Origin of the sequence: Roseococcus suduntuyensis (assembly GCF_014196305.1) — a bacterium.
Classification (GTDB): Bacteria; Pseudomonadota; Alphaproteobacteria; order Acetobacterales; family Acetobacteraceae; genus Roseococcus; species Roseococcus suduntuyensis.
On the sequence record NZ_JACIDJ010000001.1, the window covers coordinates 1,077,922 to 1,103,310 of the forward strand.

28 protein-coding genes are annotated in these 25,389 nt (G+C 72.1%); 17 read left to right on the forward strand and 11 right to left on the reverse strand.

Going from position 1 to position 25,389, the window contains the following annotated elements; translation table 11 throughout:
• The first annotated feature begins 21 nt into the window (after positions 1-21).
• The 8 genes from lptE to GGQ83_RS05090 all read left to right on the forward strand — a co-directional run bounded on the left by lptE (position 22) and on the right by GGQ83_RS05090 (position 5,835).
• Complete coding sequence (gene lptE / locus GGQ83_RS05055; protein WP_184382512.1) at positions 22-522, forward strand: LPS assembly lipoprotein LptE; 501 nt, start codon at positions 22-24, stop codon at positions 520-522.
• Between the two features lie 3 nt (positions 523-525).
• The gene (holA, locus tag GGQ83_RS05060) at positions 526-1,530 is read left to right on the forward strand and encodes a DNA polymerase III subunit delta (RefSeq protein ID WP_184382514.1); all 1,005 of its coding nucleotides are present in this window, start codon (positions 526-528) and stop codon (positions 1,528-1,530) included.
• Positions 1,531-1,755: 225 nt separating this feature from the next.
• Complete coding sequence (rpsF, locus tag GGQ83_RS05065) at positions 1,756-2,229, forward strand: 30S ribosomal protein S6 (protein ID WP_184382516.1); 474 nt, start codon at positions 1,756-1,758, stop codon at positions 2,227-2,229.
• Positions 2,230-2,236: 7 nt separating this feature from the next.
• Positions 2,237-2,515, forward strand: coding sequence for a 30S ribosomal protein S18 (gene rpsR / locus GGQ83_RS05070; RefSeq protein ID WP_184382518.1), 279 nt, complete (start codon positions 2,237-2,239; stop codon positions 2,513-2,515).
• A 46-nt stretch (positions 2,516-2,561) separates the two neighbouring features.
• Positions 2,562-3,437, forward strand: a complete 876-nt coding sequence (locus GGQ83_RS05075) for a DUF2232 domain-containing protein (protein ID WP_184382520.1) — start codon at positions 2,562-2,564, stop codon at positions 3,435-3,437.
• Between the two features lie 15 nt (positions 3,438-3,452).
• Entirely contained in the window at positions 3,453-4,004 is a 552-nt protein-coding gene (gene rplI / locus GGQ83_RS05080; protein WP_184382521.1) for a 50S ribosomal protein L9, read from the forward strand.
• Between the two features lie 132 nt (positions 4,005-4,136).
• On the forward strand, positions 4,137-4,724 hold the full coding sequence (locus GGQ83_RS05085) for a LysE family translocator (RefSeq protein WP_184382523.1): 588 nt from the start codon (positions 4,137-4,139) through the stop codon (positions 4,722-4,724).
• Positions 4,725-4,773: 49 nt separating this feature from the next.
• Complete coding sequence (locus GGQ83_RS05090) at positions 4,774-5,835, forward strand: glycosyltransferase family 4 protein (RefSeq protein WP_184382525.1); 1,062 nt, start codon at positions 4,774-4,776, stop codon at positions 5,833-5,835.
• 4 nt (positions 5,836-5,839) lie between these two features.
• Here the strand turns inward: GGQ83_RS05090 and GGQ83_RS05095 are convergent, their stop codons facing one another.
• Positions 5,840-7,243 carry an amidohydrolase family protein gene (locus tag GGQ83_RS05095; RefSeq protein WP_184382527.1) on the reverse strand — a complete coding sequence of 468 codons (1,404 nt, stop codon included), beginning with the start codon at positions 7,241-7,243 and terminating at the stop codon, positions 5,840-5,842.
• Positions 7,243-7,797 carry a histidine phosphatase family protein gene (locus tag GGQ83_RS05100; protein WP_184382528.1) on the reverse strand — a complete coding sequence of 185 codons (555 nt, stop codon included), beginning with the start codon at positions 7,795-7,797 and terminating at the stop codon, positions 7,243-7,245. The genes GGQ83_RS05095 and GGQ83_RS05100 overlap by 1 nt, the downstream gene beginning before the upstream one ends.
• A gap of 134 nt (positions 7,798-7,931) precedes the next feature.
• Here GGQ83_RS05100 and GGQ83_RS05105 point away from each other — a divergent pair, with 134 nt between their 5' ends.
• Positions 7,932-8,600 (forward strand): Tim44/TimA family putative adaptor protein, encoded by a 669-nt coding sequence (locus GGQ83_RS05105; protein WP_184382529.1) that lies wholly within the window; start codon positions 7,932-7,934, stop codon positions 8,598-8,600.
• A 57-nt stretch (positions 8,601-8,657) separates the two neighbouring features.
• Here the strand turns inward: GGQ83_RS05105 and GGQ83_RS05110 are convergent, their stop codons facing one another.
• The 4 genes from GGQ83_RS05110 to GGQ83_RS05125 form a co-directional block, all read right to left on the reverse strand.
• Positions 8,658-9,998: an MmgE/PrpD family protein gene (locus tag GGQ83_RS05110; protein ID WP_184382531.1), complete on the reverse strand. Its 1,341-nt coding sequence runs from the start codon at positions 9,996-9,998 to the stop codon at positions 8,658-8,660.
• Positions 9,995-10,969 carry a hydroxyacid dehydrogenase gene (locus GGQ83_RS05115; RefSeq protein ID WP_184382533.1) on the reverse strand — a complete coding sequence of 325 codons (975 nt, stop codon included), beginning with the start codon at positions 10,967-10,969 and terminating at the stop codon, positions 9,995-9,997. Before GGQ83_RS05115 ends, GGQ83_RS05110 begins: the two co-directional genes overlap by 4 nt.
• A 244-nt stretch (positions 10,970-11,213) precedes the next feature.
• On the reverse strand, positions 11,214-11,813 hold the full coding sequence (locus GGQ83_RS05120; RefSeq protein WP_184382535.1) for a thiamine pyrophosphate-dependent enzyme: 600 nt from the start codon (positions 11,811-11,813) through the stop codon (positions 11,214-11,216).
• A gap of 3 nt (positions 11,814-11,816) precedes the next feature.
• A complete protein-coding gene (locus GGQ83_RS05125; protein WP_184382536.1) occupies positions 11,817-12,368 on the reverse strand; it encodes a phosphonopyruvate decarboxylase in 552 nt (183 codons plus the stop codon).
• 61 nt (positions 12,369-12,429) lie between these two features.
• On the opposite strand from GGQ83_RS05125, the gene GGQ83_RS05130 reads away from it, so the two are divergent.
• The 4 genes from GGQ83_RS05130 to GGQ83_RS05145 are packed head-to-tail and all read left to right on the forward strand — an operon-like array spanning position 12,430 to position 15,214.
• Complete coding sequence (locus GGQ83_RS05130) at positions 12,430-13,791, forward strand: ethanolamine ammonia-lyase subunit EutB (protein WP_184382538.1); 1,362 nt, start codon at positions 12,430-12,432, stop codon at positions 13,789-13,791.
• Positions 13,788-14,480: an ethanolamine ammonia-lyase subunit EutC gene (gene eutC / locus GGQ83_RS05135; RefSeq protein WP_184382540.1), complete on the forward strand. Its 693-nt coding sequence runs from the start codon at positions 13,788-13,790 to the stop codon at positions 14,478-14,480. The genes GGQ83_RS05130 and eutC overlap by 4 nt, the downstream gene beginning before the upstream one ends.
• Entirely contained in the window at positions 14,480-14,884 is a 405-nt protein-coding gene (gene arfB, locus GGQ83_RS05140; protein ID WP_184382542.1) for an alternative ribosome rescue aminoacyl-tRNA hydrolase ArfB, read from the forward strand. Before eutC ends, arfB begins: the two co-directional genes overlap by 1 nt.
• A 57-nt stretch (positions 14,885-14,941) precedes the next feature.
• The gene (locus GGQ83_RS05145) at positions 14,942-15,214 is read left to right on the forward strand and encodes a hypothetical protein (protein ID WP_184382544.1); all 273 of its coding nucleotides are present in this window, start codon (positions 14,942-14,944) and stop codon (positions 15,212-15,214) included.
• A gap of 7 nt (positions 15,215-15,221) precedes the next feature.
• Here the strand turns inward: GGQ83_RS05145 and GGQ83_RS05150 are convergent, their stop codons facing one another.
• Entirely contained in the window at positions 15,222-16,499 is a 1,278-nt protein-coding gene (locus GGQ83_RS05150) for a bifunctional folylpolyglutamate synthase/dihydrofolate synthase (RefSeq protein ID WP_184382545.1), read from the reverse strand.
• A 44-nt stretch (positions 16,500-16,543) separates the two neighbouring features.
• On the reverse strand, positions 16,544-17,410 hold the full coding sequence (accD, locus tag GGQ83_RS05155) for an acetyl-CoA carboxylase, carboxyltransferase subunit beta (protein WP_184382547.1): 867 nt from the start codon (positions 17,408-17,410) through the stop codon (positions 16,544-16,546).
• 103 nt (positions 17,411-17,513) lie between these two features.
• On the opposite strand from accD, the gene GGQ83_RS05160 reads away from it, so the two are divergent.
• Together GGQ83_RS05160 and GGQ83_RS05165 are read left to right on the forward strand one after the other, a co-directional pair.
• Positions 17,514-19,376, forward strand: coding sequence for a transglycosylase domain-containing protein (locus tag GGQ83_RS05160; protein WP_184382549.1), 1,863 nt, complete (start codon positions 17,514-17,516; stop codon positions 19,374-19,376).
• A 9-nt stretch (positions 19,377-19,385) separates the two neighbouring features.
• Positions 19,386-19,724 carry an AzlD family protein gene (locus GGQ83_RS05165; RefSeq protein ID WP_184382551.1) on the forward strand — a complete coding sequence of 113 codons (339 nt, stop codon included), beginning with the start codon at positions 19,386-19,388 and terminating at the stop codon, positions 19,722-19,724.
• Here GGQ83_RS05165 and GGQ83_RS05170 read toward each other — a convergent pair.
• The gene (locus GGQ83_RS05170; RefSeq protein WP_184382552.1) at positions 19,672-22,386 is read right to left on the reverse strand and encodes a mechanosensitive ion channel family protein; all 2,715 of its coding nucleotides are present in this window, start codon (positions 22,384-22,386) and stop codon (positions 19,672-19,674) included. The genes GGQ83_RS05165 and GGQ83_RS05170 overlap by 53 nt on opposite strands.
• 153 nt (positions 22,387-22,539) lie before the next feature.
• Between GGQ83_RS05170 and GGQ83_RS05175 the strand changes: the two genes are divergently transcribed.
• Positions 22,540-23,718 (forward strand): MFS transporter, encoded by a 1,179-nt coding sequence (locus GGQ83_RS05175; RefSeq protein ID WP_184382554.1) that lies wholly within the window; start codon positions 22,540-22,542, stop codon positions 23,716-23,718.
• A 4-nt stretch (positions 23,719-23,722) separates the two neighbouring features.
• On the forward strand, positions 23,723-23,911 hold the full coding sequence (locus tag GGQ83_RS05180) for a twin transmembrane helix small protein (protein ID WP_184382556.1): 189 nt from the start codon (positions 23,723-23,725) through the stop codon (positions 23,909-23,911).
• A 213-nt stretch (positions 23,912-24,124) separates the two neighbouring features.
• Here GGQ83_RS05180 and GGQ83_RS05185 read toward each other — a convergent pair whose 3' ends face one another.
• The gene (locus GGQ83_RS05185; RefSeq protein WP_311727275.1) at positions 24,125-24,826 is read right to left on the reverse strand and encodes an AzlC family ABC transporter permease; all 702 of its coding nucleotides are present in this window, start codon (positions 24,824-24,826) and stop codon (positions 24,125-24,127) included.
• Positions 24,823-25,389 carry a RecX family transcriptional regulator gene (locus GGQ83_RS05190; RefSeq protein ID WP_184382558.1) on the reverse strand — a complete coding sequence of 189 codons (567 nt, stop codon included), beginning with the start codon at positions 25,387-25,389 and terminating at the stop codon, positions 24,823-24,825. The genes GGQ83_RS05185 and GGQ83_RS05190 overlap by 4 nt, the downstream gene beginning before the upstream one ends.

The window sequence follows — 25,389 nt, forward strand, 5'->3', positions numbered from 1 at the left end:
GTCATCCTTGGGGGCGCCACCTTGCTCGCCGGCTGCGGCTTCCGGCCGCTCTACGGCCCCGACGGCGCGCGTGGCGGCGGCGATGATTTCCGTGGCGAACCGCGCCTCGTGCAGGAAATGGCCGCGGTGCGCGTGGCCAATATTCCGGAGCGCGGCGGCCAACTGCTCCGGCGCATGCTGGAGCGACGCTTCGAATCCCTCAGCCCCGGCACCGCCGCGCGCTACCAGTTGCAGACGAGCTTCGGCGTGACGACCGAGGCGCTGGGCTTCCTGCGCGATGGCAACACCAGCCGCGTGCGCGTCATCGGCAGCGCGCCCTGGACGCTGACCGATGGCGGCACGCCGCCCACCGTGCTGGGCCGCGGCCTCGCGCGGACGATCGATTCCTACAACATCCCCACGCTGCAGTTCTTCGCCGCCGACATGTCGCGCGAGGACACCGAGCGCCGCATGATCGAGGAGCTGGGCGACCGCATCGTGCTGGGCGTCGCCGCCGCGCTGCGCCGGCGCCTGCAGGCCTGAGGCTTGGCGGCCAAGCTCGACGCGCGGAAGCTGCCGGCATTCCTGGCGGCCCCGCCGGCGGATTGCCGGGTGGTGCTGCTGGTGGGCGATGACGCGGGGCTGATCAGCGAGCGCGCCGCCAACCTCATCGCCGCCGCCTCGGGGGGCGACGCGCTCTGTGTCACCGAGGCGGGGCGGGAGGCGCTGAAGGATGCGGCCTTCCTTGCCAACACCGCTGCCTCCACCCCGCTGATGGGGGGCCGCCCCGCCATCCGCGTGCGCGACGCCAAGGATGGCTGGGCGGAGGCCGCGCGGCTGGCGCTGGCCGGGCCGGGGCCGGGGCTGGTGGTGATGGAGGGGCTGGGCCTGCCCGGCCGGTCCAAGCTGCGCGCCCTGGTGGCCGCCGATGCGCGCGGCCAGGTCATCGAATGCTATGCCGAGCGGGGGCGGGACCTCGCGGCCTCCATCGCCCGCATCCTGAATGAGCTGGAGGCGCGGACCGAGCCCGCCGCGCTGGACTGGCTGGCCGAGCGGGGTGGCGAGGACCGCCTGGCGCTGCGCCGCAACCTGGAGGTGCTGGCCCTGCACGCCACCCCAGGCCAGCCCATCACGCTGGAAGACGCGATGGAGGTGCTGGGCGAGGGCAGCGCGCTCGACCTCGACGAGGCGCTGCTGGCCGCGACCGAAGGCAATGTGGCCGCGGCCGACCGCGCCATCGCCAATGCCTTCGCCGAGGGCGCCAACCCGGTGCAGGTGCTGCGCGCGGCACTCCGCCATGTGCAGCGGCTGCATCAGGCGGCGCTCGCGGTGCAGGGGGGTGCTTCGCCCGACGAGGCGCTGGGCGCGCTGCGTCCCCCGGTGTTCTGGCGGAACAAGCCCGCGATGGAACGCGCGCTGCGCCGCTGGCCCGCCGCGCGGCTGGAGGCGCTGGGCGCCGCCCTGCTGCGCGCCGAGCGCCAGTCCAAGACCACCGGCCTGCCCGACGAGGTGATCGCGCGGCAGGTGGTGCTGGGGATGGCGCGGCGGTAACGCCGTTTTGGCGACTGATTCACCGCTCCGGCGATGCCGCCTCCGCGGATCAGGCGCCGGCCCCGCGCCGGCGCGGGGCACCCCCGCGCGATTCCCCCTTGATCGCCGGGGGTGGCTGTGGTTCATGCGCCCCACCCTGCCGCCGGCGTTGGCACGCCCGCGGCTATGCCCGTTTGCGCGCCCCGATCCCCGGGGCTCAGGGCTGAGCATCCAGAGGGAGATCCCATGCCACTCTACGAATGCGTGTTCATCGCGCGCAACGACATCACCCAGCAGCAGGTCGAGGCGATCGCCGACCAGATGGCCGAAGTGCTCACCGAGCAGGGCGGCGAGGTGAAGAAGCGCGAATACTGGGGCCTGCGCGGCCTCGCCTATCGCATCAAGAAGAACCGCAAGGGCCACTACATGCTGCTGGGCCTCGACTGCCCGGCGCCGGCCATGCAGGAGATCGAGCGCCAGCTCGGCCTGAACGAGGATGTGCTGCGCGAGATGACCATCCGCGTGGAAGCCATCACCGAGGAGCCCTCGGCCGTTCTCGCCAAGCGCACCGATGACCGTGACCGTGAGCGCGGCTTCCGCGGGCCCAAGCCCGCCGGCCGCTTCACCTCCGGCCGCGGCCGCACGGGTGGTGACGATCGCGAGGAATTCCGGGCCCGTCCGCGCGACGAGATGGACCCCTCCATGAACGACGAGATGTGAGGACGCCATGAGCGAGTCCGCCGAACCCAACATCGCCGCCCGCCGCCCCGCCGTGGGCGCCCGCCGGCCCTTCTATCGCCGCAAGAAGTCCTGCCCCTTCTCCGGCGCCAACGCGCCGAAGATCGACTACAAGGACGTGCGCCTCCTCTCCCGCTTCCTGAGCGAGCGCGGGAAGATCGTGCCGAGCCGCATCACGGCCGTCAGCGGCAAGAAGCAGCGTGAGCTGGCCCAGGCCATCAAGCGCGCCCGCTTCCTGGCCCTGCTGCCCTACGTCATCAACGACTGACGCAGGAAAGGCCGGCGGCGTGAGCGGGTCTTCGGGACAGGGTGGCATGTTCAGCCAGCCATGGGCGCTGGCCGCGGGTGCGGCCGGGCTGCTCTCGGCGCTGTTCGCCCTGTTCGCGATGCGCGGCATGCCGTTCGGCGGGTTGCTGATGTGGGTGGCGCCGTTGCCCATCCTGGCCGCGGGGGCTGCCTTCGGCGGCCGCGTGGCGGGGGCGGCGACGGGGCTGGCGGCGGCGGTGGTGCTGCTGGGCAGTTCGCTGCTCGGCATGGGCATGTACCTCGTGATGTTCGGCCTGCCGGCCGCGCTGATCGCCATCACGGCGCTGCCGCCCGGCAAGGGCCGGATGGTGCTGTCCACGCCGCTGGCGCTGCTGGGGCTTTGGCCCACGGCGGTGCTGCTGCTGGTGGCCCTCTTCGTCACCGACCTCGAGGGCGCCATGCGCTCGGCGGTCGAGATGGGCGTGGCCCGCATGGGCGTGGACATGCCCGAGGCGATGATGGACCAGGTGGCGCGCGTGAAGGCGGCCGCGGCGGGGCTCTGGCTCGCGCTGCTGCTGCTGGGCAACGGGCTGCTGGCGCAGCGCTTCGTGGAGCGGCGGGGGTTGGCCCTGGCCGCCCTGCCGCCCGTGGACGATCTGCGCCTGCCCGGCTGGTACGCGCCGCTGCCCCTGGTGGCCCTGGTGCTCTGGACCGTCTCGGACGGGGTGCTGGCGCTGTCGGCGCTGCTGCTTCTGCTGCTGCCCTTCTTCCTGCTGGGCGTGCTGGGGGTGCATCGGCGGCTGCGGAACCGTCCCGGCCGGCGCGCCTTCCTGACCGGCTTCTACCTGCTCATGCTGCTCTTCCTGCAGCTCATGGCCCCGCTGATGGTCGGCGTGGGCCTCTTTGACCAATTCCGGCGGCGCCCGGCGCCGCCCAACCCGTGATGTGAGGCCTGTGCCATGATTGACCTGATTTTGATGCAGCGCGTGGACAAGCTCGGCCAGATGGGCGAGCTGGTGAAGGTGAAGCCCGGCTACGCGCGCAACTTCCTCCTGCCCCAGGGCAAGGCGATCCGCGCCACCAAGGCGAACATCGCCAAGTTCGAGGTGGAGCGTGCCCAGCTCGAGGCGCTGAACATCAAGCGCCGCGAAGAGGCCGAGCGTATCGCCGAGCGCATGGAGGGCCTGTCGGTCGTCCTAATCCGCTCGGCGGGTGAGAGCGGTGGCCTCTACGGCTCCGTCTCCGCGCGCGACATCGCCGATGGCTGCACCGCCGGCGGCCTGACCGTCACGCGCAGCCAGGTGCTGCTGGAGCAGCCCATCAAGACGCTGGGCCTGACCACGGTGAAGGTGGAGCTGCACCCCGAGGTGCACCTGCCCATCATCGTGAACGTCGCCCGCAGCCCGGAAGAGGCCGAGCGCCAGGCCCGCGGCGAGGAGATCGAGCGCGAGGAGGAGATCACCCTCGAAGCCGAGCTGGTGGCCGAGCTGGGCGCCGCCGCGCGCGATTGATCGCGGCGCCGTCCAGGCCTGAAGGAGGGGAGGCGTCGTCCTCCCCTTTTTTCATGCGCGCCCTTTTTCATGCGCCGGCGTGATGTGTCAGTCTTATTGACCTAAATCCCGCCACCGCGTCATGCTGGGGCCATGGACAGCCTGCTGGCCCTTATCGCTTTTGCCATCGCGACCTCGGCCACGCCGGGGCCGAACACGCTGATGGTCTCGGCGGCCGCGGCGCGGTCCGGGCTGCGGGCGGTGGTGCCGCACATGCTGGGCATCACGCTGGGCTTCCCGGCCATGCTGGTCGCCATCGCGGCCGGGCTGGGCTGGCCCTTCCAGAGATTCCCCTGGCTGCACCCGGCCTTGCAGATGGTGGGCGCCGCCTGGCTCGTCTGGCTGGCCTGGAAGATCGCCCAGGCGCCCCCGCCCGATGGAAGGCCGGCGGCGCCGCCCCTGGGCTTCTGGGGGGCGGCCGCCTTTCAATGGGTGAACCCCAAGGCCTGGATGATCGCGCTGGCCGCCGTGCCGGCCTTCACCCGGCCGGAGGCGCCGCTGCTGCCCCAGGCGCTCGGCATGGCGGCGGTGTTCGCCCTGGTCTCCCTGCCGTGCCTGCTGATCTGGGCCGGGGTGGGGCTGGGCGCGCGACGCTTCCTGGCCACCCCGGCCCGCCTGCGGACCTTCAATCGCGTGATGGCCGTGCTGCTGGTGCTGAGCCTGGTGCCGGCTTTTCTCTGACCCTCCAGGTTGCGGGACGCCCCTTGGCAGGGCATAGCGGCGCGTCCCGATGTACCTCCCCTCCATCCTGCCCACGCTGCTGCTGGCGCCCTTTCTCGTGCTCGTCTCGGCGGTCGCGGTGCGGGCGATGATCGCGCGGCCCATCCTGGACCACCCCGAGGCGCGCAAGATGCACGACCGCCCCACGCCCAAGGGCGGGGGCGTGGGGCCGGTGCTGGCCTTCGTCCTGGGCATGCTGGTGCTGTTCCACATCATGCCGGCCAACCCCATGGCCGATGGGCGCTATGTCGGCGTCATCCTGGCCGCGGTGGCCATCGCGGGCGTGGCGCTGGCCGATGACGTGCGGGATTTCCGCTTCCTGGTGAAGCTGGCCGCGCAGACCCTGGCCGCGCTGGTGGCGCTGGGGGCGGGGCTGGTGCTGCACACCCTCTCCCTGCCGGTGATCGGCCCGCTGCCGCTGGGCGTGCTGGGCCTGGCCATCACGCTGTTCTGGATCGTGGGCTGCACCAATGCCGTGAACTTCATGGACGGCATGGACGGGCTGGTGGGCGGCGTGGTGGTCATCGCCTGCGCCGCGCTGGCGGCCATCGCGGCCTTGCAGGGTGGCTGGTTCATCCATGCGGCGGCGCTGTTCCTGCTGGCGGGCTTCCTGGGCTTCCTGCCCTACAACCTCCACCCCGCGCGCATCTTCATGGGCGATGTGGGCAGCCAGTTCGCGGGCTTCATGCTGGCGGTGCTGGCGGTGGCGGCGGCCGGGCTGGAGAGCAGCCAGGTCAGCTTCCTCATCGTGCCGCTGCTGCTGTTCGGCCTGTTGTGGGACGCCGCCTTCACCCTGGCCCGCCGCGCCCTGATGGGCGAGGCCGTGGCGGAGCCGCACCGCACCCACCTCTACCAGGTGGCGACCGCGACGGGTCTCTCGGTATGGCAGGTGGTGGCCACGCATTGGGGCTTCGCCCTCTTCCATGTGGCGCTGGCCTTCCTCTTCCTGCGCCTGGGGCCGGAGCTGAAGCCCTACATCGTCCTGCCCGCGCTGGCGGTGCAGCTGGGCTGGACGGGCTATGTCCTGGCGCGGATGCGCCGCACCGGCACGCGCTTCCGCGCGCCAGCGTAAGCGTTCACGCCCGGCGGATCATCCCCCAGCCCGGTTCCTCCGCCACCAGCGCCCCCAGCCCGGATTGCCGCAGCATGGCGGCGGTGGCGGCCTCGGCCTCGGCGACGATGGCGCCCTGGTCCAGGTGGGGAACCTGGCGCCCCTGCATCAGCACGCTTCCCTCCACCACCACGTCGCGCACATCGGCGCCCGTGGCGAAGTGGATGACGCGGGAGACGGGCATGTTCGCCGGCGCCATGTGCGGGGCCGTGAGGTCCACCGTGATCAGGTCCGCGCGCTTGCCGGGCTCCAGGCTGCCGATCTCCTTCTCCATGCCCAGCGCGCGGGCGGCGTTGATGGTCATCATCTCCAGGATACGGCCCGGCGGCAGCAGCTTGTCGTCGCGGGCGTGCTGCTGGGCGTAGCGCATGGCCGCGAAGCCGTGGCGCAGCATGTCGCCGCTGCGGTCGGGCGCCGTGCCGTCGCTGCCTATGACGACGTTCACGCCGGCCTCCAGCATCCGCACCACGGGGCAGAAGCCGCGCACGGCGGCGATGGCGGTCGGGTTGTGGACCACATGGGCGCCGGTGCGGGCCAGGGTCTCGATGTCCGCGTCGGTGAGGTCCACGCAATGCGAGAGGAAGGCGTCCGGCCCCAGCAGCCCGAACATGGCGTCCGCCATGGCGATGCTGCCATTGCGGTGCCCATCCTGGTGGAAGCGCGCGCCGAAGCGGGCGCCCAGGGCCCGCACCGCATCGCCCTGGGCGCGGATTTCCGCGACCTTGGCGGCATCGTGCTGCGCCTCGCGGTAGACGGGCATGAGCGTGCAGAGCCGCATCAATTGTTGGCCGTGCAGCCGTTCGAAGAGCAGGCCCATCACCTCCAGCTGTTCGGCAAAGGACACGTCGCGGTCGTCATAGCGGCGGGGGAAGGGGGGGCGCGTGGGGCCCACCGCCATCACCTCGCGGATGCCGATCTCGGCGATGGCCTGGGCGCGGGCCTCGCCGGCCGCGGTGCTGTCCACCCGCATGATGGAATCGCCGCCGCCCAGCAGCGAGACGCCGGTGGTGACACCGGCCATCAGCCGTTCCAGCCCTGCCAGCCGCGCCTCCGCCGCCCAGAAGGAGGGGGGCGAGGCCGTGGTATAGATGACACGGCAGGCTTCCATCCAGGCGGCGCTGTCGCCATTGCCCATGGTCTTGACCAGGCCATGCCCGGCATGGGCGTGGGTGTCCACGAAGCCCGGCAGGATGGCCTTGCCGCGCGCGTCCAGCACGCGGTCGGGGGCGGGGAGGGTGGCCTCCACCTCGGCGCGCGGGCCCACGGCCGTGATGCGCCCGCCCTCGATGGCCACGGCTCCGTCGGGGATGACGCGGCGCGCGGGGTCCAGCGCGATCAATACGCCGCCGGTGACGAGAAGCGTGCCCATCAATGCCTCCAGACCACGTTCTCGGGCGCGCCGGCCGTGGGGTCGGCCTCGATCATCTGCCCGTTCATCACCGATTGCCCGGTGAAGGCCAGGATGAAGCCCCAGTGGGAGACGACCAGCGTGTGCGCCCAGTCGTCCAGGGCCGCCATCTCGGCCCGGAACAGGGCGGCGCGGGCCAGCACCTGGTCCTCGGGCTCCTCGATGGGGGGCCACCAGATCTCCTCGATGGCGTGGAAACCCACGCCCGGCCAGTCGCGTTGGAGGTGGCTGACGGGCGTGCCCACGTCGCAGGAGAAGGCGTAGCGCTCGCGCACCGTGGGCGTGACCGTCAGCGGCAGGCCCAGCGCGCGGGCCACGGGTGTCGCGGTCTGCAAGGCGCGGGTGTAGGGCGAGGTGATGACACGGCGGATGTCGCGCTTCGCCAATTCCTCGGCCGCGCGTTCCGCCTGTTCATGGCCCAGCAGGGTCAGCTTCGGGTCTATGATGCCGGGGTCGCGACGCGTCTGGGTGAAGAGAAGGTTGAACTCGCTCTGGCCGTGGCGCAGGAAGATCATGTCTCGGCTCATTCCCCTTGGATGGGTTCCGGGTAGCGGCGGCGCGGCTGGCGGGCAAGTCGGCTGGTGGAGACGTGGAGACATTGCGGCCACGCCACGTCATGCCTAAGTAGATGGCTCCAGAGGAGGTCCCGATGCAGGGCGGTTTCCCGATTGATCTGATCCTCTTCGCCATGGTGGCCGCTTTCCTGGTCCTGCGCCTGCGCAGCGTGCTGGGCAAGCGCACCGGCTATGAGCGGCCGCCGCAGCAGCCCCAGGGCGTGCAGGGCCCCACGGCCCGTGCCGAAGGCGTGGCGGAGGAGATCATGCCCGCGCAGCGCAGCAACACGCGCCGCGTGGTCCCGGATGTGCGCTCGGCCACCGGCGCGGCCTTGGCGCGCATTTCCAGCGCGGATCCGCAATTCGACCCGAACACCTTCCTCGACGGCGCCGAGGGCGCCTTCGCGATGATCGTGAACGCCTTCGCCCAGGGTGACCGCGAGACGCTGCGCGCCCTTCTCTCCGACGACACCTATGCCGGCTTCGAGGGCGCCATCACGGCGCGCGAGCAGGCGGGCGAGCGTCAGCGCACCGAAATCCGCTCCATGCACGAGATGGTGGTGGAGGGCGCCGACCTGCGCGGCACGGTGGCCGATGTGACCGTGCGCTTCATCTCCGACCAGGTGAACATGACCACGGGCCGCGATGGCGAGATCGTGGCGGGTTCGGACGCCATCACCGAGGTGATCGACATCTGGACCTTCCAGCGCGATGTCGGCACCGATGACCCCGCCTGGCGCCTGGTGGCCACCCGCTCGGGCTGAGCCGCCCGATGCCCACGAACAGCCCCGCGCCGGATCGCCCGGTGCGGGGCTTTTTTGTCAGCGCAGCGCGACGAGGCCGGGCAGCGCCGAGCCCTTCCACAGGGCCTCCAGCAGCGCCTTCGCCTCGTCATCGCCCGTCTCGGGCCCCACCAGTTCGAGAAATTTCTCGGAGAGGTCCTGGTCGGTCAGCGGCGCGTCGGGGTCGCCCTTGCGGGTGGGCTGGAACTGATACAGCTCCCGCTCGTCGCGCAACCTGATGGTCACCTTGGCGCTGCGCTGGGCGGGGAAGGCCGCTTCGCACTCCGCGTCCTGGCTGACGGTGATGCGGGGCATCACGGCGCGGATGGCGGGGTCGGAAAGTCGCACCGCGTCGAAGGCCGACAGCCGCACCGCCCCATGCAGCAGCATGGTCGCCACCGTGAACTGGGTGGAGAAGCGGCATTCCTGCTCGGTCCGGGCTTCGGGCCGGTCGCAGACATTTTTCGTCGCTGCGTAGCCGGCCACATGCACCCCCGCCACATCCTCGGCCGTGAAGCCATGAGCGCGCTGCAATTCCCGCACGGCGTCGAGGGCGGCGAAGATATGCCCGCAGCAGCCATGGTTCTTGATGGTCATCTCGGTGATGGCGAGCGGCTTGCCGATCAGCGAGAGGGGCTTGTCCCACTTGCCGGTGTCCTCGCTGGTGGCGGCGGCGAAGCCCGCTTCGCCATGCAGCACGTCCAGCGCGCCGGTCATGCCCTCGCGCGCGGCCATGGCGGCGAGTGCGCCGGCCTCGGCCGCGTGTCCCGGGTGCAGGGGCTTGCTCATCCCATCGCCCCGGAAGGCCTGTTGCAGCCCGCCCGCCATGGTGGCGGCGGTGGCGATGGCGTGCGCCGTCTGCTCCGCATCGCAATCCAGCAGCACGGCCACGGCGGCGGCGGCCCCGAAGGTGCCGACGGTGCCGGTGGTGTGCCAGTAATCGTAATGCGAAGGCTGCACCGCCTGGGCGATGCGGCACGAGACCTCATACCCCGCCGTCATGGCGCGCAGCAGCGCGGCCATGTCCGTGCCGCGCGTCTGCGCAGCCGCCAGCGCCGCCGCGATGGTGGGGCAGCCGGGGTGATAGACGCCCCAGCGCCAGATGTCGTCGAACTCCACGATGTGGCTGGCGGTGCCGTTGATCAGCGCCGCGTGGCGCAGCCCCGTCCGCGCGCCATCGGTGTAGCTGACGGCCTGGCCCGTGCCGCGTTCGGCGGCCAGCGCCCGCGCCATGGGCGTGGCCGGTTCCTTGCGCGCGCCGGCCAGCACGCAGGCGAACCAGTCGATCAGCGCGCGGCGGGCGTGGCGGTCGAGGTCCGCGTCCAGCGTCGCGCCGCGCCAGCCGGCCGCATGCTCGGCCAGGACCAGAAGCGGGTTCATCGGTTGCCCCGCAGCACTTCCTTGTTGATGACCATGTCCTCGTCCAGCTCGCCCTTGAAGTGGCCGATGATGGAGGACACGGCCGAAAGCCCCATCCGCCGCATGCCCTGGTCCGTGCCGGCCGCCGAATGCGGTGTGGCGATCACGTTGGGCGCGTTCAGCAGCGGGTTGGAGGCCTTCACCGGCTCCTCCCAGAACACGTCCACGCCGGCGGCGCCCACCTGGCCGGTGCGGAGTGCGGCGGCCAGCGCCTCCTCGTTCACCAGCGTCCCGCGCGCGGTGTTGATGAGGCGCGCGCCGGGCTTCATCGCCGCCAGGAATTCCGCGTTCACCATGCCGCGGTTCTGCGCGTTGGACGGGCAGTGCATCGTCACCCAATCCGCCTGGGCCAGGCCTTCCTGCATGGTCTTGGCGTAGCGGAAGCCCGCGCCCTTCACGGTGTTCATCGGGATGGCGGGGTCATGCACCAGCACATCCATGCCGAAGGCATGGCACAGCCGCGCGACGCGCCCGCCGATGCGGCCGAAGCCCACCACCAGCACCGTCATGCCCGAGAGGTCATAGGCCTGGGGCGCGTCAATCGTGCTCCACTTCTCCGCGCGGGTGTTGATGTCGAAGGTCTTGAGCTGCTTCGCGATGTTCAGCATCAGCATCATCGCGTGCTCGGCCACCGAGAGTGCGTTCGCATCGGCCGTCACGGTCAGGGGAATGCCGCGCTTCGTCAGCTCCGGCACGTCCACCGCGTCATAGCCCACGCCATGCCGCGCCACGATCGAGAGCTTGGGCGAGATGTCCAGGAAATCCGCGTTGATCGGCGTGGCGCGCACGATGATCGCGTCCGCCTTCGCCATGACCGCCGGCAGATTGTCCTTGTTGGGATTCAGCAGCGTCTCGACCGTGTAGCCAGGCTCCGCCTCCAGCCGCGCGAGCGCATCGGGGTGGACAGGACGCAGGAGAACGACATGGGGCATCGGGGGCCTCTCGGTGTGGCGATGTGGTGGGCGGGCACCCCGGGGAGGACGCCGTCCTCCCCGGACCCCACCTGCCAAGGGCCAGTGGGCCCTTGGAACCATTGAGTTTTGTTGGGTTTCGGGAGGGGGTTTAACCCCCTCCCGAAACCCAACCAGGCTGAACGAGGTCCAGGAGCCCACCGGCTCCTGGCAGGGTGGGTTCGGGAGGGGCGGCGCCCCTCCCGAGGTGCCGTCCCCACAAGGCTCACGCCAGGTGCGCCTGCGGCCCCATGAGGTGTTCCCGCATCCTGGCCTGCAGGATGGCGCCTTCGCGGGGCGGCAGGACGAGGGGCTTGTTGCCCGCGTCCACCTTTACCACGCCGAAGAAGGGGCCGTCGCTTTCGCGGGCGGCCTTGACCAGCGCGGCCACGTCTCCCGCCTCGGTGACGAGCATGGTGTTCTTGATGCCCGCCCCGCGCGCCATGGTGGCGAGGTCCGTGCCGTGGCGCGTCGCCGTCTCCTGCATGCCCGTCTCGCCGTAATGCTCATTGTCCTGCACGACGATGGCGAGGTTCTTCGGCGCCTGGTGCGCGATGGTGGCGAGGCTGCCGATGCCCATCAGCATTTCGCCATCGCCCGTCAGCACCAGGACGCGACGCGAAGGCTGGGCCAGCGCGAGGCCAAGCCCGATCATCGCCGCCCCCCCCATGCCGCCCCAGAGCGGCAGGTTCTGCGGCCCGTCATCCACGGCCGTGATGTCCCAGGCCGGCGCGCCGAGGCCCGCGATGACCAGCATGCCGCCACGGTCTGTCAGAAGCGCGCGGGTGAGTTCGCGCCGGTCGATCTTCCCCGAGGGTGCGAGCATGGCTCAGTCCTTCCCGAAGGTCTTGGCGCCCAGCACCCGCTGGCCGATCAGCGTGGCGGTGGGTCGGAAGGTGTTGAAGGCGAGCTTGAGGGAGGCTTCCACGGTGGGCAGCACGTCCTCGGCGCGGTCGGCGCGATGGACGAGGGTGCCCATGGCCTCCAGCACGCTCTGCGTGGCCTGGCCCATGGCGACCTGCGCCGGATTGAACTCGCCGAAATCGCCGCGCATCGTCACGATCATCGGCATGGGCGTGCGGTGGATCGAGGAGAGGGAGAGCATGTTGATGCAATTCCCCACGCCCGAGGACTGCATCAGCAGCACCGAACGCTCGCCGCCCAGCCAGGCGCCCTGCATGAGGGCGATGCCCTCTTCCTCGGTGGTCAGCGTCACCACGCGGAGTTCGTTGTCCGCGAGGCAGCGCTTGATGAGGCGCGAATGCCCCGCATCGGGCACCAGCGCCACCTGGCGGATTGAATACTGCTTGAGCAGCGCATAGATGCCATCGGGCCAATCGGCCTGGGCATCGGGCGCGGTCTCGACCGTGCTGTGACTCATGAACGTCCTCCGTTGCCGGGGAGTTTCCGGCCCGCGCGGGGATATGGCAAGCGGGGCGGGCATGGCATTCCGGCAGAGCGTGGCGGGCACCACCCATGTGTTCCAGGATTTGCGGACGCTGCTGGCCCGCGCCACGCCCTTCCGCTCGGGCGATGCGCTGGCGGGCGTGGCCGCGCAAAGCGGGGCCGAGCGCGTGGCGGCGCAACGCGCCTTGGCCGACCTGCCGCTCAAGCATTTTCTGAATGAGGCGGTGATCCCGTATGAGGCGGATGACGTGACCCGCCTCATCATGGACGGGCATGACCCCAATGCCTTCGCGCCCATCGCGCACCTGACGGTGGGCGGCTTCCGCGACTGGCTGCTGGCGGCACCCCCTGAGGCGCTGCCGCCCATCCGGCGCGGGATCACGCCAGAGATGGCGGCGGCTGTCTCCAAGATCATGCGCGTGTCTGATCTGGTGGCGGTGGCGGCGAAGTGCCGCGTCGTCACGCGCTTCCGCAACACCATCGGGCTGGCAGGGACGCTCTCCATCCGCCTCCAGCCCAATGACCCGACGGATGACGCGCGCGGTGTGGCCGCCGCCGTGCTGGATGGCTTGCTGCTGGGCGCGGGCGATGCCGTGATCGGCGTGAACCCCGCCACCGACAATGTGGCGCAGGTGATGACGCTGCTGGAGATGCTGGATGGGGTCCGCACCCGCTTCGACATCCCCACGCAAAGCTGCGTGCTGTGCCATGTGACGACGGCGCTGCTGGCCATGGAGCGCGGCGCGCCGACCGACCTGGTGTTCCAGTCCATCGGCGGCACACAGGGCGTGAACGAGAGCTTCGGCGTCACCATGGCCCTGCTGGCCGAGGCGCAATCCGCCGCGCTGGCCTTGCAGCGCGGCACGGTCGGCCAGAACGTGATGTATTTCGAGACCGGCCAGGGCAGCGCGCTTTCGGCCGACGCGCATCACGGCGTGGACCAGCAGACCATCGAGGCCCGCGCCTATGCCGTGGCCCGCGCCTTCGACCCGCTGCTGGTGAATTCCGTGGTGGGTTTCATCGGCCCCGAATATCTGTTCGACGGCAAGCAGATCGCGCGCGCGGGGCTGGAGGACCATTTCTGCGGCAAGCTGCTCGGCCTGCCGATGGGGGTGGATGTCTGCTACACCAACCACGCCGAGGCCGACCAGGACGACATGGACGCGCTGCTGATCAACCTGGCCGTGGCGGGCGTCACCTACATCATGGGCGTGCCGGGGGCGGATGACGTGATGCTGGCCTACCAGTCCACCAGCTTCCATGACGGGCTGACGGCCCGCGCCCTGCTCGGCAAGACGCCCGCGCCCGAATTCGCCGCGTGGCTGGAACGCATGGGCATCGGCGATGGCGCGCAGATCCCCGCGCGCATGGCGCCGGCGCTGATCGGCCTGTCATGACATTGATCCCCGCCAACAGCCTGCGCCGCTTCACCACCGCGCGCGTGGGGTTGGGCCGTGCTGGCACCTCCCTGCCCACGGCGGCGCATCTGGACTTCCAGGAGGCGCACGCCGCGGCGCGCGATGCCGTGTGGTCCGCGCTGGACCCTGTCGCGCTGGGGCTTGAAGCGCCGGTGGTGCAGAGCGAGGCGCGCGACCGGCGCGAATACCTGTTGCGCCCCGACCTGGGGCGGCGGCTGCGCGAGGCCGACCGCGCGCGCCTGCCACGAACGGGCGGCGTGGTGGTCGTGGTGGCGGACGGGCTTTGCGCCACCGGCGTGCAGTCCCAGGCCGCCGCGCTGCTGCGCGCCCTGGGCGCGGACTGGCCCGTGGTGGTGGCGCTCCAGGCCCGCGTGGCCCTGGGCGATGACATCGCGCACGCCATGGGCGCCGCCGCCGTGGTGGTGATGATCGGCGAAAGGCCAGGGTTGTCGGCGCAGGACAGCGTGGGCCTCTACCTCACCTGGGCGCCCCGCCCGGGTCGCACCGATGCCGAGCGCAACTGCATCAGCAACATCCGCCCCGGCGGCCTCTCCCACGCCGACGCCGCCGCCAAGCTGCACTGGCTGCTGCGCGGCGCCCGCGCGCTGGGCGCCAGCGGCGTGGCACTGAAGGACGACATGCCCGCCCAGAACCGGTTGGCACCCTGATGCCCGTCACCATAGACCCCGCGCTGATCGAGGAGGACTTCCTCCGGTCCTCCGGCCCCGGCGGCCAGAACGTCAACAAGCTCGAAACGGCCGTCCAGCTCCGCTACAACGCCGCCGCCGCGAACCTGTCCGAGCGGGTGATGATGCGCCTCACGACGCTCGCCGGCCGCCGCATGACCAAGGACGGCGTGGTGGTGCTCACCGCCCAGCGCCACCGCCTGCGCGAACGCAACCGCGAGGACGCGATGGAACGCCTCCAGGCCCTGCTGGACGAGGCCGCGGCCCCGCCACCCCCCATCCGTCGCGCCACCAAGCCCACGCGCGGCTCCCAGCAGCGGCGCATGGACAGCAAGACGAAGCGTGGCACCACCAAGCGGCTGCGGGGCTCGCCTCCACCGGAATGACGCAGCATTCACCCCCGGCCCATGGGGGGGTGAAGCGCCAAGGCGCATATGTTCCCCATGCGGTCCATTCTGGCTCTTTTCTCGTTGGTGGTGCCGTTGCTTGCCTCGTCGGAGCACGCGCCGGCGGCCAGTGGCGCGGTCCGCATCACCACCATCACCCCGGAATATTGCGCCACCCTCTACGAACGCCTCGCCGGCCTGCCGGGCGCCGAGGCCGAGGCGCCGCGCGTCATGGCCGAGGAAGGCCGCCGCCTCTGCGCCGAGGGTCAGGTGCGCGTCGGCATCGCCTGGCTGCGCCGCGCCCTTCGCATCGCGTCGGGGCTGGAGTAGCGGCCGGTCAATCCGGCAGGGTGCCGTCCGCCTTCAACACCTCGCCCGCCAGATAGAGGCTGCCGCAGACCAGGATGCGCCCCGGGGCGGCACCCGCCAGCAGTCGGGGCAGGGCGGTGGCGAGGTCCGGCCCCGCCGCGGCCTGCCCGCCGCTGGCGGCGATGATCTCCTCCACCGGCATGGCCAGGTGCTGCCCGACCTCGCGGATGGCGGTCAGCGTGGTGGCCAGCGGCATGAGCGGGGCCAGGAAGCCCTCCACCGTCTTGCCCTGCTTCATGCCGACGACCAGGTGCAGCGGCCGGTCGCGCCAGCCGGCCAGCGTCTCGGCCAGCGCGCGCCCCGCGCCCTCATTGTGCCCGCCATCGAGCCACAGTTCCCAGGGGGCCGGGGGGGCGAGGCGCCCGTGCAGGCGTTGCAGCCGGGCGGGCCAGCGGGCGGAGGCGACACCCTCGGCGCAGGCGGCATCGGTCAGCCAGGTCGGGTTCCAGGCGCGCAGCGCGGCCAGGGCGATGCCGGCATTGTCCGGCTGGTGGGCGCCGGGCAGGCCGAAGCGCGGCAGGGGGATGCTGCCCTGGGCGTCACGGTAGCCGCTGGCATTCATCTCCCAGGCCGCGCCGCGCGCCAGCAGGGGGGCGCCCAGTTCGGCCGCGCGGGCGGCGATGACGGACAGCGCCTCGGGGGCCTGCGCACCCGTCGCGCAGGGGATGCCGGGCTTGATGATCCCCGCCTTCTCGAAGGCGATGGAGGCGAGGTCATTCCCCAGGAAATCCATGTGGTCCATGGAGATGCTGGCGATGGCGGTGGCGGCGGGGTCGCGCACCACATTGGTCGCGTCGAAGCGGCCGCCCAGCCCCACCTCCAGCACCAGCAGGTCGGCCGGCACGCGGCTGAACAGCAGGAAGGCGACGGCGGTCGTGATCTCGAAGACGGTGATGGGCGTGTCGCCATTCACCCGCTCGACCTCCTCCAGCGCGGCCGCCAGCGCCTCGTCGGAGACGAGGTGGCCCGCCAGCCGGATGCGCTCATGGAAGCGGACCAGATGGGGCGAGGTGTAGGCATGCACGCGCCGGCCGGCGGCCTCGGCCACCGCGCGCAGCACGGCGCAGGTGCTGCCCTTGCCATTGGTGCCCGCCACATGGACCACGGGCGGCAGGTTGCGTTCCGGATGGCCGAGCTTGCCCAGCAGCGCCTCCAGCCGGCCGAGGCTCAGGTCGATCAGCTTCGGATGCAGCGCGTGCATCCGCGCGATGATGGGCTCGCTCCGGCCCCCCGTCAGTGCGTTCATGGTTTCAGCGCGTTCATGGTTTCAGCGCGTTCATGGCCGCTGCGTCAGGCCGCCTCGGCGCGGGGTTCGCCGCGCAGCAGGCCCAGCAGGCGGGCGAGGGTGGCGCGCATCTCGGCCCGCTTCACCACCATGTCCAGGATGCCATTGGCCAGCAGGTATTCGGCGCGCTGGAAGCCCTCGGGCAGCTTTTCCCGCACGGTCTGCTCGATGACGCGGGCACCGGCGAAGCCGATCAGCGCGCCGGGTTCGGCGATCTGGATGTCGCCCAGCATGGCGAAGCTGGCGGTCACACCCCCCGTGGTCGGGTCGCAGAGCACCACGATGAAGGGCAGGCCCGCATCCTTCACCATCTGCGTCGCGATGACCGTGCGCGGCATCTGCATGAGGCTGACGGCGCCTTCCTGCATGCGCGCCCCGCCAGAACTGGCGAAGACCACCAGCGGCGCGTCCTGCAGCACGGCCAGGCGGGCGGCCGTCACCAGCGCCTCGCCCACGCCGGCCCCCATGGAGCCCGCCATGAAGGCGAATTCGAACACCGCGACGACCGCGCGCTGCCCGGCGATGGCGCCATGGCCGACCATCACGGCATCTTCCATGCCGGACTTGGCCTGGGCCTCCTTCAGCCGTTCGGCGTAGCGGCGCTGGTCCTTGAAGCGCAGCGGGTCCACGGGGACCTTCTCGATGTCGGCGCGCTGCCAGCCCTCATCCAGCGTCGCGTCCAGCCGCTGCTTCGAGGAAAGCCGCATGTGGTGGCCGCAATGGGTGCAGACGCGCAGATTGGCTTCCAGATCGTTCTGGAAGATCATTTTTTCGCAGGAAGGGCATTTGTGCCAGAGATTGTCCGGCATCTCGCGCGGGGCGCCGAACAGCGTCTTGATCTTGGGCAGCGCCCACTCACTGATCCAGTTCATCGTCTTCCGGGCCTTCGGGGAGGCGGATGGAATGGTGCGCCGGGGCCTCCGGGTCAAGCCATGGGCCTCGCCTTGCCGCGCGCGGGTCTGCTAAGCTTGCTCCATGCCCCGCTCAGCGGCCCCCCGGCTGCGAACCGAGGCCCGTGCCGCCCCCCGCCCCCGACGGCACCCCCCGAGCGGGCCAAAACCCCGCGCCGCCAAACCCGCCCGCCGGCACCTCGGCTGGGCGCTGGCGAGGTTCGCCCTCATCGCCACCATCTGGGGCGGGCTGGCCTTGGCCGCCATCCTGCTCTTCTTCACCTGGGACATGCCGCGCGTGGACCGCGTGCTGGAGGAACAGCGCCGCCCCTCCGTCACCCTGCAGACCGCCGAGGGCAACCTGCTCGCCACCCAGGGCGACCTCTTCGGCGAGACGCTGCGCCTGCGCGACATGCCGCCGCACCTGCCCGCGGCCCTGCTGGCCATCGAGGACCGCCGCTTCCAGGCGCATTTCGGCCTGGACGTGGTGGGCCTGGCCCGCGCCGCCTGGGCCAACTGGAATGCGGGGGGTGTGGTGCAGGGCGGCTCCACGCTGACGCAGCAGCTTGCGAAAAACCTCTTCCTGTCCGGTGAGCGCAGCCTGCGCCGCAAGGTGCAGGAAGCCCTGCTGGCGCTGTGGCTGGAGCACCGCTTCACCAAGGACGAGCTGCTCGAGATATATCTGAACCGCGTCTATCTCGGCGCCGGCGTCTTCGGGATGGATGCGGCGGCGCGGGTCTATTTCGGCGTCTCGGCGCGGCGCGTGACGCTCTGGCAGGCGGCGGTGCTGGCCGGGCTGCCCCAGGCGCCCTCGCGCCTCAACCCGCGCACCAACCCCGATGGCGCGCTGGACCGCGCGCGGGACGTGCTGGCCGCCATGGTGGACACGGGCGCCATCACCGCCGCGCAATCGGCCCGCGCGCTGGAGGAGATGCGCATCCCGCCCCGCCCCTCGCGCAATGGCGGCTGGTTCGCGGATTGGCTCTTCGAGGACATCCCCCGCCGCTTCCCCGGCAGCCAGGACCTGACCATCCGCACCACCCTGCATGCCGGCTGGCAGGCGGTGGTGGAGGCGCGGCTCGCCGCCCTGCTGGACGGGCCGGGGGCCCAGGCGCGGGCGGGGCAGGGGGCGGTGGTGGTGCTGGACGCGGCCACGGGGGCGGTGCGCGCCATGGCGGGCGGGCGGGATTTCTCCCGATCCCCCTTCAACCGGGCCGTCTCGGCCAGGCGGCAAACGGGGTCCACCTTCAAGGCCTTCACCTATCTGGCGGCGCTGGAACGCGGCGCCTCCACCGGCGACATGGTGGCGGACGGGCCGGTGCGGATGGGCCGCTGGTCGCCCTCCAACGGGAATTGGCGCACCCGCGGCAGCGTGACGCTGGAGGAGGCCTTCGCCCATTCGGTGAACACGTCGGCCGTGCGCGTGATGCAGGAGGCGGGCGGCCCCGCCGCGGTGGCCGAGGTGGCGCAACGGCTGGGCCTGCGCGGGCCCTTTCCGCGCGACGGGTCCATCACGCTCGGCACCGGCGATGCCTCGCTGCTGGAGATGGCGGCGGCCTATGCCGCGCTGGTCAATGGCGGGCGGCGCGTGGCGCCGCATGGCATGGTCCGCGCCGAGGCCGCGGGCCGCGCGGCACCGCTGGCCCATACCGAGCCCGCCCAGGTGGTGCCCAGCAGCGCGGCGGCGCAGATGCGCGCCATGATGCAGGCCACCACCCGCTATGGCAGCGGCCGCGCGGCCGCCGTGCCCGGCGTGGTGACGGGTGGCAAGACGGGCACCACCCAGTCCCACCGCGACGCCTGGTTCCTGGGCTTCGCGGAGCTGGCGAGCGGCCCGGTCGTGATCGGCGTCTGGCTGGGCAATGACAACAACCGGCCCATGGATGATGTGCGCGGCGGCACCCTGCCGGCGCAGCTTTTCCGTGACATAGTGGAAGGGTTGCGCTGAGGGGGGGCCATGTCGGTCAGGTGGGACGTGCTTCTGGCCATCCTGGGCATGGCGGCCGCCAGCTACGCGCTGCGCGCCGGCGGCTATGCCCTGCTGCGCGCCACGCGCCCGCCGCCCTTCGTGCAGTCCATGCTGACCTACCTGCCGGGCTGCATCTTCGTGGCCTTCGTCACCCCTGCGCTGGTAGATGCCGGGCCGTCACGCTGGGTGGCGGCGGGCTGCGTGGTGGGCGTGATGCTCGCCACGCGCAACTACACCATCGCCATCCTGGGCGGGGTGGCGGCGCTGTGGCTGCTCACTCTTCTGCCGGCGTCGGCGCTTTCGCTTCCGTGGCCTTCCCTTCCATGATCATGCCGCGCCGCGGGTCGTAGAGCTTGATCCCGCGCTCCGTCGCCTGCTGCTTCACGCGGCGGTTCAGCTCGCGCATCACGGCCCAGCGGCGGATGGGCGGCGTCATCATGCGGGCGCGCACCAGGATGCCCTCGCCCGAGATGCGGTCCACGCCCAGCACCTCCAGCGGCGCCAGCAGCGAGGGCGCCCAGGCCTCGTCGTCGCGCATCTCTTCCGCGATGACGCGCAGCATCATCACGGCCTCGTCCGTGTCGGCGCTGTAGTCCAGCGTCAGGTCCACCAGCGCGAAGGAGAAGTCGCGCGTCATGTTGGTCACGGTGGTCACGGCGCTGAAGGGCACGATGTGGACCGAGCCGTCCAGCGCGCGCAGCTTGATGGACCGGATGGAGAGCTTCTCCACCGCCCCCGACAGCCCGCCCACCGAAACCACGTCGCCCACCGCCACCGCATCCTCCAGCAGCAGGAAGATGCCGGTGATGACGTCGCGCACCAGCGTCTGGCTGCCGAAGCCGATGGCCACACCCAGCACGCCGGCACCCGCCAGCAGCGGGGCCACGTTGACGCCGAGCTCGGATGCCGCCGTCAGCCCCACCACCAGAAGCAGCACGCCGCCCAGCACGGTGCGGAGCATGGGCAGCAGGGTCCGCACCCGGGCGCTGCGGGCGGCCGAGCCATCGGCCGGCAGGCTGTCGAGCTGGCGGGCGATGGCGGCATTGGCCGCCTCCCACACCGCCACGCAGATGAACAGCGTGATGGCCACCGTCAGCACCGCCACCAACGCGCGGCTGCCGAAGCGGCCCGTGTCGAACCAGGCCAGCGCGCCAAGCCCCCAGATCTCCAGCAGCGCCACGATGGACACCACCAGGATGAAGGAGGAGATCGCGGTCTTCACCGCCGGCTGGTAGAGGCCGACGCGGGTCTCCAGGTTGGGGTAGTGCTCGGCCAGCGCCGGGCTGACCTTGAAGGCGCGGATCAGCACGCGGCGCGCCAGCTCGTCCGCCGCCTTGGCCACCACCAGGATGACGAGGGTGAACAGCGAGGCCGTGCCCAGCCGCTCGAAGCCGCGGTCGATCTGCAAGGCCCAGACCGCCCAGGCCGCCAGCATCCAGAGGATGACGATGACATGCCACAGCCCGGCCACGCGGTCGCGCAGGGCGCGCATGGCCACGCGCGCGCGGTCCGGCACGTCGCCGGCGGCGAGCGGCGGCGCGGCCAGCTTCGCCGCCACCACCGTGCGGAATTGCAGGATGACCATGGCGCCCATCACCGAGAGCACCAGCAGCCCCACGCGCCAGATGGCGTCGCGCGCCGTGATGGGCAGGCCCAGCAGCAGCCCCCCCTCCGACGCCGCGTAGAAGATGATGGTGGTGACGGCCAGCCGCCGCGTCCATCGCGTGGCCGTGATCGCCGTGGCGTCGCTGCACGGGATCAGGCGCAGGCGGTTGCTCTTGGGCGCCAGCGCCAGCCTGGCCGCGGCCATGACGGTGCGGGTGGCCATGTAGGCCAGCACCAGCGCCTCCATGATGAGGCGGCTGGAAGGCCACATGCTCTGCCCGCCGACGACGCCCAGCGCCACCACGCCGAAGGCCATGATGGGCAGCAGGCTCAGCGCCAGGTTGCCCACGACATAGGGCGTGAGGCGGATGCCGCGCAGCGGCCCCTCCACGGTCGCGGCCCTGTGGTCCAGCCAGCGCTGGGGGCGGCGCAGCAGCAGGTTCACCAGCTGCTCCGCCAGCATGCCGGCGGCGAGGACCAGCAGCATCTGCCAGGCGGCGGAGAGAACCTGCGCGCGCAGCAGCTCGTCATCCCAGAGGTTGCGGGCCCAGACGCGCAGGGAGTTCACGTCGGTGATGTCGGCGGCAGCGTCGAAGGCGCGGCCGGCCAGCTCGGTCGCGCGGTCGCGCAGCCCGGCCAGCAATTCGGCGGGGGAAGGGAGGTCCGTCAGCGTGTCGGTGAGCGCGGACGTGGGCGCGGGTGTGGCGGGGGCGGCCGCGGGGGGCGTGGTCGCGGCGGGTGCGGGCGTGGGTGCCGCGGGGCGGACGGGTTCGCCGCCCTCCAGCGCGCGGATCAGCGCATCGCGCCGCGCGGGGTCGCGCAGCAATTCGAGCAGGGCGCCCAGCTCGGCCGGGGCCGGCGCGGCAGGCTGGGCCTGGGGCGCGACCGGCGCGGCGGCGGGCTGCTGGGCCGGCGCGGTGGCGGCCGGGGCTGGTGCGGGTGCGGGCGCGGGTGCGGGTGCCGCCACGGGCGGGGCGACGGCCCCAGGCGGTGGCGTCGTTCCCACCACACCGGCTTCGGCGGGCGCGGGGGCAGGCACGGCCGGGGCCGGCGCGGGAGCGGCGTCGGCGGGCTCGGGGGCGGCCTGGGCCGGGGTTGGGGTTGGGGTTGGGGCTGGGGCCAAGGCTGGGGCGGGTGCGGCTTCGGGGGCCGGTGCCGGCGGGGGCCGCCGCTCGGGTGTCTGCGGCACGGGCGCCTGCACCGCGCCGGGGGCGGGCGCGACCGGGCTCAGCACCGAGGCATCCGCCGGCGCGGGCCCGCTCAGCACATCGGCCGAGGCGCCGGCCGGGGCGGGCGGCGGGGCGCCTTGCGCCAGGACCCCCTGCACGGGAGCCAGCACGAGCAGCAGCAGAATGGCGAGGGCCGCCTTGGGAAGACGCGTCATGCCGTCCTGTTCTCCCGCATGGGGGGGCGGGTCAAGTTGCGGCCCGTCACGTTGCGTCGCAACATGCAACGGCCCATGTCATCTTCCCCCGCGCCGGCCGGAATTCCGGTTGATCCCGCCCCAGTCCTGCCTGGCCCCTCCATCTGGGTCGTGATGCTGGCCCTTCTGGGCACGCATATGGCCGGAATGGGCGCCTTCCTGACCGTGCCCGTCCTGGCGCCGGCCATCGCGGCCGAGACCGGGCTTTCCTCCAGCCTGGCCGGCGTCCACACGGCGCTGTGCTATTTCGGCGCGTTGCTGTCCGGGCCGCTGAGCCAGGGCTTGCTGGTGCGGCATGGCGGTGTGCGGGTGTGCCAGGCGGCCCTGGTGGGCATCGCCATCGGGCTCGCGCTGGCCGTGCTGGGCAGCCCCTGGGCGCTGGTGCTCTCGGCCGTGGTGGCGGGGCTGGCGCATGGGCCCATCACCCCCGCGGGCAGCCACCTGCTGGCGCCGCGCGTGCCGCCGCGCCGCCGCAGCCTGATCTTCGGCCTGAAGCAATGCGGCGTGCCGGCCGGGGCCATGCTGGTGGCGGCCACGGCACCCCTGGTGGGCGGCATATACGGCTGGCGGGCGGGGGTGCTGACCATGTCGGGCTTCGCGCTGCTGCTGGCGCTGGCCCTGCAACCGCTGCGAGCGACCCTCGACGCCGACCGCGCGCCCCATACCGCGGGCCGCTTGCGCCCCTGGCATGATGCGCGGCAGAGCCTTTCCCTGCTGCGGGAGGGCGGGGCGACGCGGGCACTGACCATCGCCTCCTGCGGCTATGGGGTGGCTCAGTTCTGCTTTTCCTCCTTCTTCGTGGTCTGGCAGGTCGAGACGCGGGGCGTGGCGCTGGAGGCCGCGGGGCTGCAACTGGCGCTGGCCCAGGGGGGCGGGGTGGCGGGGCGCGTGCTCTGGGCGCTGATCGCGGACCGGGTGGGGCCCATGCGGGTGCTGGCGGGGCTGGGCTTCGCCATCGTGGCCACCTGCCTGGTTTTCGCGCTGGCGGGGCCCGACTGGCCGGGGTTGGTCATCAGCGTGGCGGCGGTGGCCATGGGGGCGTCGGCCATCGGCTGGAACGGGGTGCTGCTGGGTGAGGTGGCCCGCGTCGCCCCGCCGGGGCGCGTCGGCGCGGCGACGGCCGCGCTGGGCTTCGCCTTCGCCGCCACCATGATCGTGATGCCGGTGGTGTTTTCGCTGCTGGTGATGGCGACGGGGGGCTACGCATGGGCCTTCGGCATGTGCGCCATGACGGCGGCGACGGGCACGCTGGCCTTGTTGCGGTTGCGTCCGGCGGCGGCCGCGCCAAGATAGGCGAATGCAAACCTTCCTGACCTTTCTTGTCGGCCTGGCCATGCTCGCCACGCTGGGCGTGCTGGTGGCCGGCATGGTCGGCATGGCGCGCGGCGGCGACGCTGGCTTCTCGCAGAAGCTGATGCGCTACCGGGTGCTGTTCCAGTTCCTGGCGCTGGCGCTGTTCGCGGTGCTGATGCTGCTGGTCAGGTAGGCGCGACCCGCGTGATCGCCGCAGGGCGTATGCCCGGAGGCGTCAATCACGCCGGCGGCAAAGCGTGATCGCCGCAGGGCGTATGCCCGGAGGCGTGAATCACGCGGGCGGCAAAGCGTGATCGCTGCAGGGCGTATGCCCGGAGGCGTAAATTACGCGGGTGGCAAAGCGTGATCGCCGCAGGGCGTATGCCCGGAGGCGTGAATCACGCGCTCAAACAACACGGGCGCGCCATGCTCCCACCGCCGCTCCTAGCAGCGCCCCCGCCAGCACCGGCCAGGGCTGGCCCAGCCCTGCCTTGTGCGCGGCCAGCGCGGTGAGGCCTGCGACGGCCCAGGGGAGGATGTCCACCCGCCCGCGAAACAGCGGCACCATCAGCGCCAGCATGGTGGCCAGGCTGGCGAACAGCACCGGATGCCCCGCCGGCAGCCGGATCACGCCCGCGAAGGCATGCCCCACCATGGTGGAGGCCACCCAGAACACCCACAGCCCGAAGCCGATGCCCAGCAGCAGCGCGGCATCGCGCCCGCCCGCCCGCTGGTCGGCCACCGACATGGCGAAGCTGTTGTCCACCAGCGTCGCCAGCGTGCCCCAGAGCTTCCAGCCGCGCAGCCGATCCAGCCAGGGCGCCAGCGCCGCGCCCATGGGCGCCATGCGGAGGTTCACCACCAGCGCGGCCAGGGTGGCGCCCAGGATGGGGGCGGGGTCCGCCCAGAGTTCCAACGCCACCAGCTGCGCCGTGCCGGCGAAGACCAGCGCGCTCATCAGCGCCGATTCGAGGGTAGAGAGGCCCCGCGCATCCGCCAGCACGCCCACCACCAGGCCGAAGGGCAGCATGGCGGGCATGAGGGCGAGCGCCCCGCGGATCCCGCGCCAGAACCCCGCGCGGGTGAAGACGACGCGCGGCGCGTTCACGGCCCGCGTGCCGCGATGAGATGCGCCTCCGCCTCGGCCCGCTCCATGCCCAGCGCCTGCCGCGCCACGCCCCCGCCGAAGCCGCCCCGGCCCAGGATGCCCTGCCATTTGCGGCGCGTCTCGGGCGCGGGTTCGGCGGCGGTAAATGGCCCGATTCGCCGGCGCCGGCAGAGCAGGAGGGCGGCGGTCAACTCATCCGGCACCTCCTCATGGGCCAGGGCGGCGCGGGCCGTCTCGGCGGAGACCCCCTTGGCCGCCAGATGCGCCAGGGCGGCGGCGGAGGAGCGCCCCGCGCCGCGCAGCCGCCGCGCGCGGGCCACGGCGAAGGCCGCGTCATCCACGGCACCCGCCTGCACGAGGCGCGCGGCGATGGTGGCGGCGCGGGCCTCGGCGGCGCGGCTTTCGGTGCGGATCGCCTCGGGGTCCTGCCCGGCCTGTTCGGCGGCGCGTGCCCAGCGGCGGATGCGGTTGCCCAGCACGCGGCGCAGCCCGGCCTCGGTGGCGCTGAAGCGGGAGAGGTGCCGCAGCGCCGCCTCGCGCAGGCTGGCCTCGTCCAGCTTCAT

Excerpts from the sequence above, each read along its gene's own strand:
- GGQ83_RS05190 (WP_184382558.1), bottom strand. The coding sequence starts at position 25,389 with ATGAAGCTGGACGAGGCCAGCCTGCGCGAGGCGGCGCTGCGGCACCTC.
- GGQ83_RS05115 (WP_184382533.1), bottom strand. The coding sequence starts at position 10,969 with ATGCCCCATGTCGTTCTCCTGCGTCCTGTCCACCCCGATGCGCTCGCG.
- GGQ83_RS05075 (WP_184382520.1), top strand. The coding sequence starts at position 2,562 with ATGTTCAGCCAGCCATGGGCGCTGGCCGCGGGTGCGGCCGGGCTGCTC.
- GGQ83_RS05090 (WP_184382525.1), top strand. The coding sequence starts at position 4,774 with ATGTACCTCCCCTCCATCCTGCCCACGCTGCTGCTGGCGCCCTTTCTC.
- rpsR (WP_184382518.1), top strand. The coding sequence starts at position 2,237 with ATGAGCGAGTCCGCCGAACCCAACATCGCCGCCCGCCGCCCCGCCGTG.
- GGQ83_RS05160 (WP_184382549.1), top strand. The coding sequence starts at position 17,514 with ATGCCCCGCTCAGCGGCCCCCCGGCTGCGAACCGAGGCCCGTGCCGCC.
- GGQ83_RS05175 (WP_184382554.1), top strand. The coding sequence starts at position 22,540 with ATGCTGGCCCTTCTGGGCACGCATATGGCCGGAATGGGCGCCTTCCTG.
- eutC (WP_184382540.1), top strand. The coding sequence starts at position 13,788 with ATGACATTGATCCCCGCCAACAGCCTGCGCCGCTTCACCACCGCGCGC.
- GGQ83_RS05120 (WP_184382535.1), bottom strand. The coding sequence starts at position 11,813 with ATGCTCGCACCCTCGGGGAAGATCGACCGGCGCGAACTCACCCGCGCG.
- GGQ83_RS05125 (WP_184382536.1), bottom strand. The coding sequence starts at position 12,368 with ATGAGTCACAGCACGGTCGAGACCGCGCCCGATGCCCAGGCCGATTGG.
- GGQ83_RS05105 (WP_184382529.1), top strand. The coding sequence starts at position 7,932 with ATGCAGGGCGGTTTCCCGATTGATCTGATCCTCTTCGCCATGGTGGCC.
- GGQ83_RS05130 (WP_184382538.1), top strand. The coding sequence starts at position 12,430 with ATGGCATTCCGGCAGAGCGTGGCGGGCACCACCCATGTGTTCCAGGAT.
- GGQ83_RS05100 (WP_184382528.1), bottom strand. The coding sequence starts at position 7,797 with ATGATCTTCCTGCGCCACGGCCAGAGCGAGTTCAACCTTCTCTTCACC.
- GGQ83_RS05150 (WP_184382545.1), bottom strand. The coding sequence starts at position 16,499 with ATGAACGCACTGACGGGGGGCCGGAGCGAGCCCATCATCGCGCGGATG.
- GGQ83_RS05085 (WP_184382523.1), top strand. The coding sequence starts at position 4,137 with ATGGACAGCCTGCTGGCCCTTATCGCTTTTGCCATCGCGACCTCGGCC.
- rplI (WP_184382521.1), top strand. The coding sequence starts at position 3,453 with ATGATTGACCTGATTTTGATGCAGCGCGTGGACAAGCTCGGCCAGATG.
- GGQ83_RS05170 (WP_184382552.1), bottom strand. The coding sequence starts at position 22,386 with ATGACGCGTCTTCCCAAGGCGGCCCTCGCCATTCTGCTGCTGCTCGTG.
- arfB (WP_184382542.1), top strand. The coding sequence starts at position 14,480 with ATGCCCGTCACCATAGACCCCGCGCTGATCGAGGAGGACTTCCTCCGG.
- GGQ83_RS05180 (WP_184382556.1), top strand. The coding sequence starts at position 23,723 with ATGCAAACCTTCCTGACCTTTCTTGTCGGCCTGGCCATGCTCGCCACG.
- GGQ83_RS05110 (WP_184382531.1), bottom strand. The coding sequence starts at position 9,998 with ATGAACCCGCTTCTGGTCCTGGCCGAGCATGCGGCCGGCTGGCGCGGC.
- GGQ83_RS05095 (WP_184382527.1), bottom strand. The coding sequence starts at position 7,243 with ATGGGCACGCTTCTCGTCACCGGCGGCGTATTGATCGCGCTGGACCCC.
- accD (WP_184382547.1), bottom strand. The coding sequence starts at position 17,410 with ATGAACTGGATCAGTGAGTGGGCGCTGCCCAAGATCAAGACGCTGTTC.
- GGQ83_RS05165 (WP_184382551.1), top strand. The coding sequence starts at position 19,386 with ATGTCGGTCAGGTGGGACGTGCTTCTGGCCATCCTGGGCATGGCGGCC.
- GGQ83_RS05145 (WP_184382544.1), top strand. The coding sequence starts at position 14,942 with ATGCGGTCCATTCTGGCTCTTTTCTCGTTGGTGGTGCCGTTGCTTGCC.
- rpsF (WP_184382516.1), top strand. The coding sequence starts at position 1,756 with ATGCCACTCTACGAATGCGTGTTCATCGCGCGCAACGACATCACCCAG.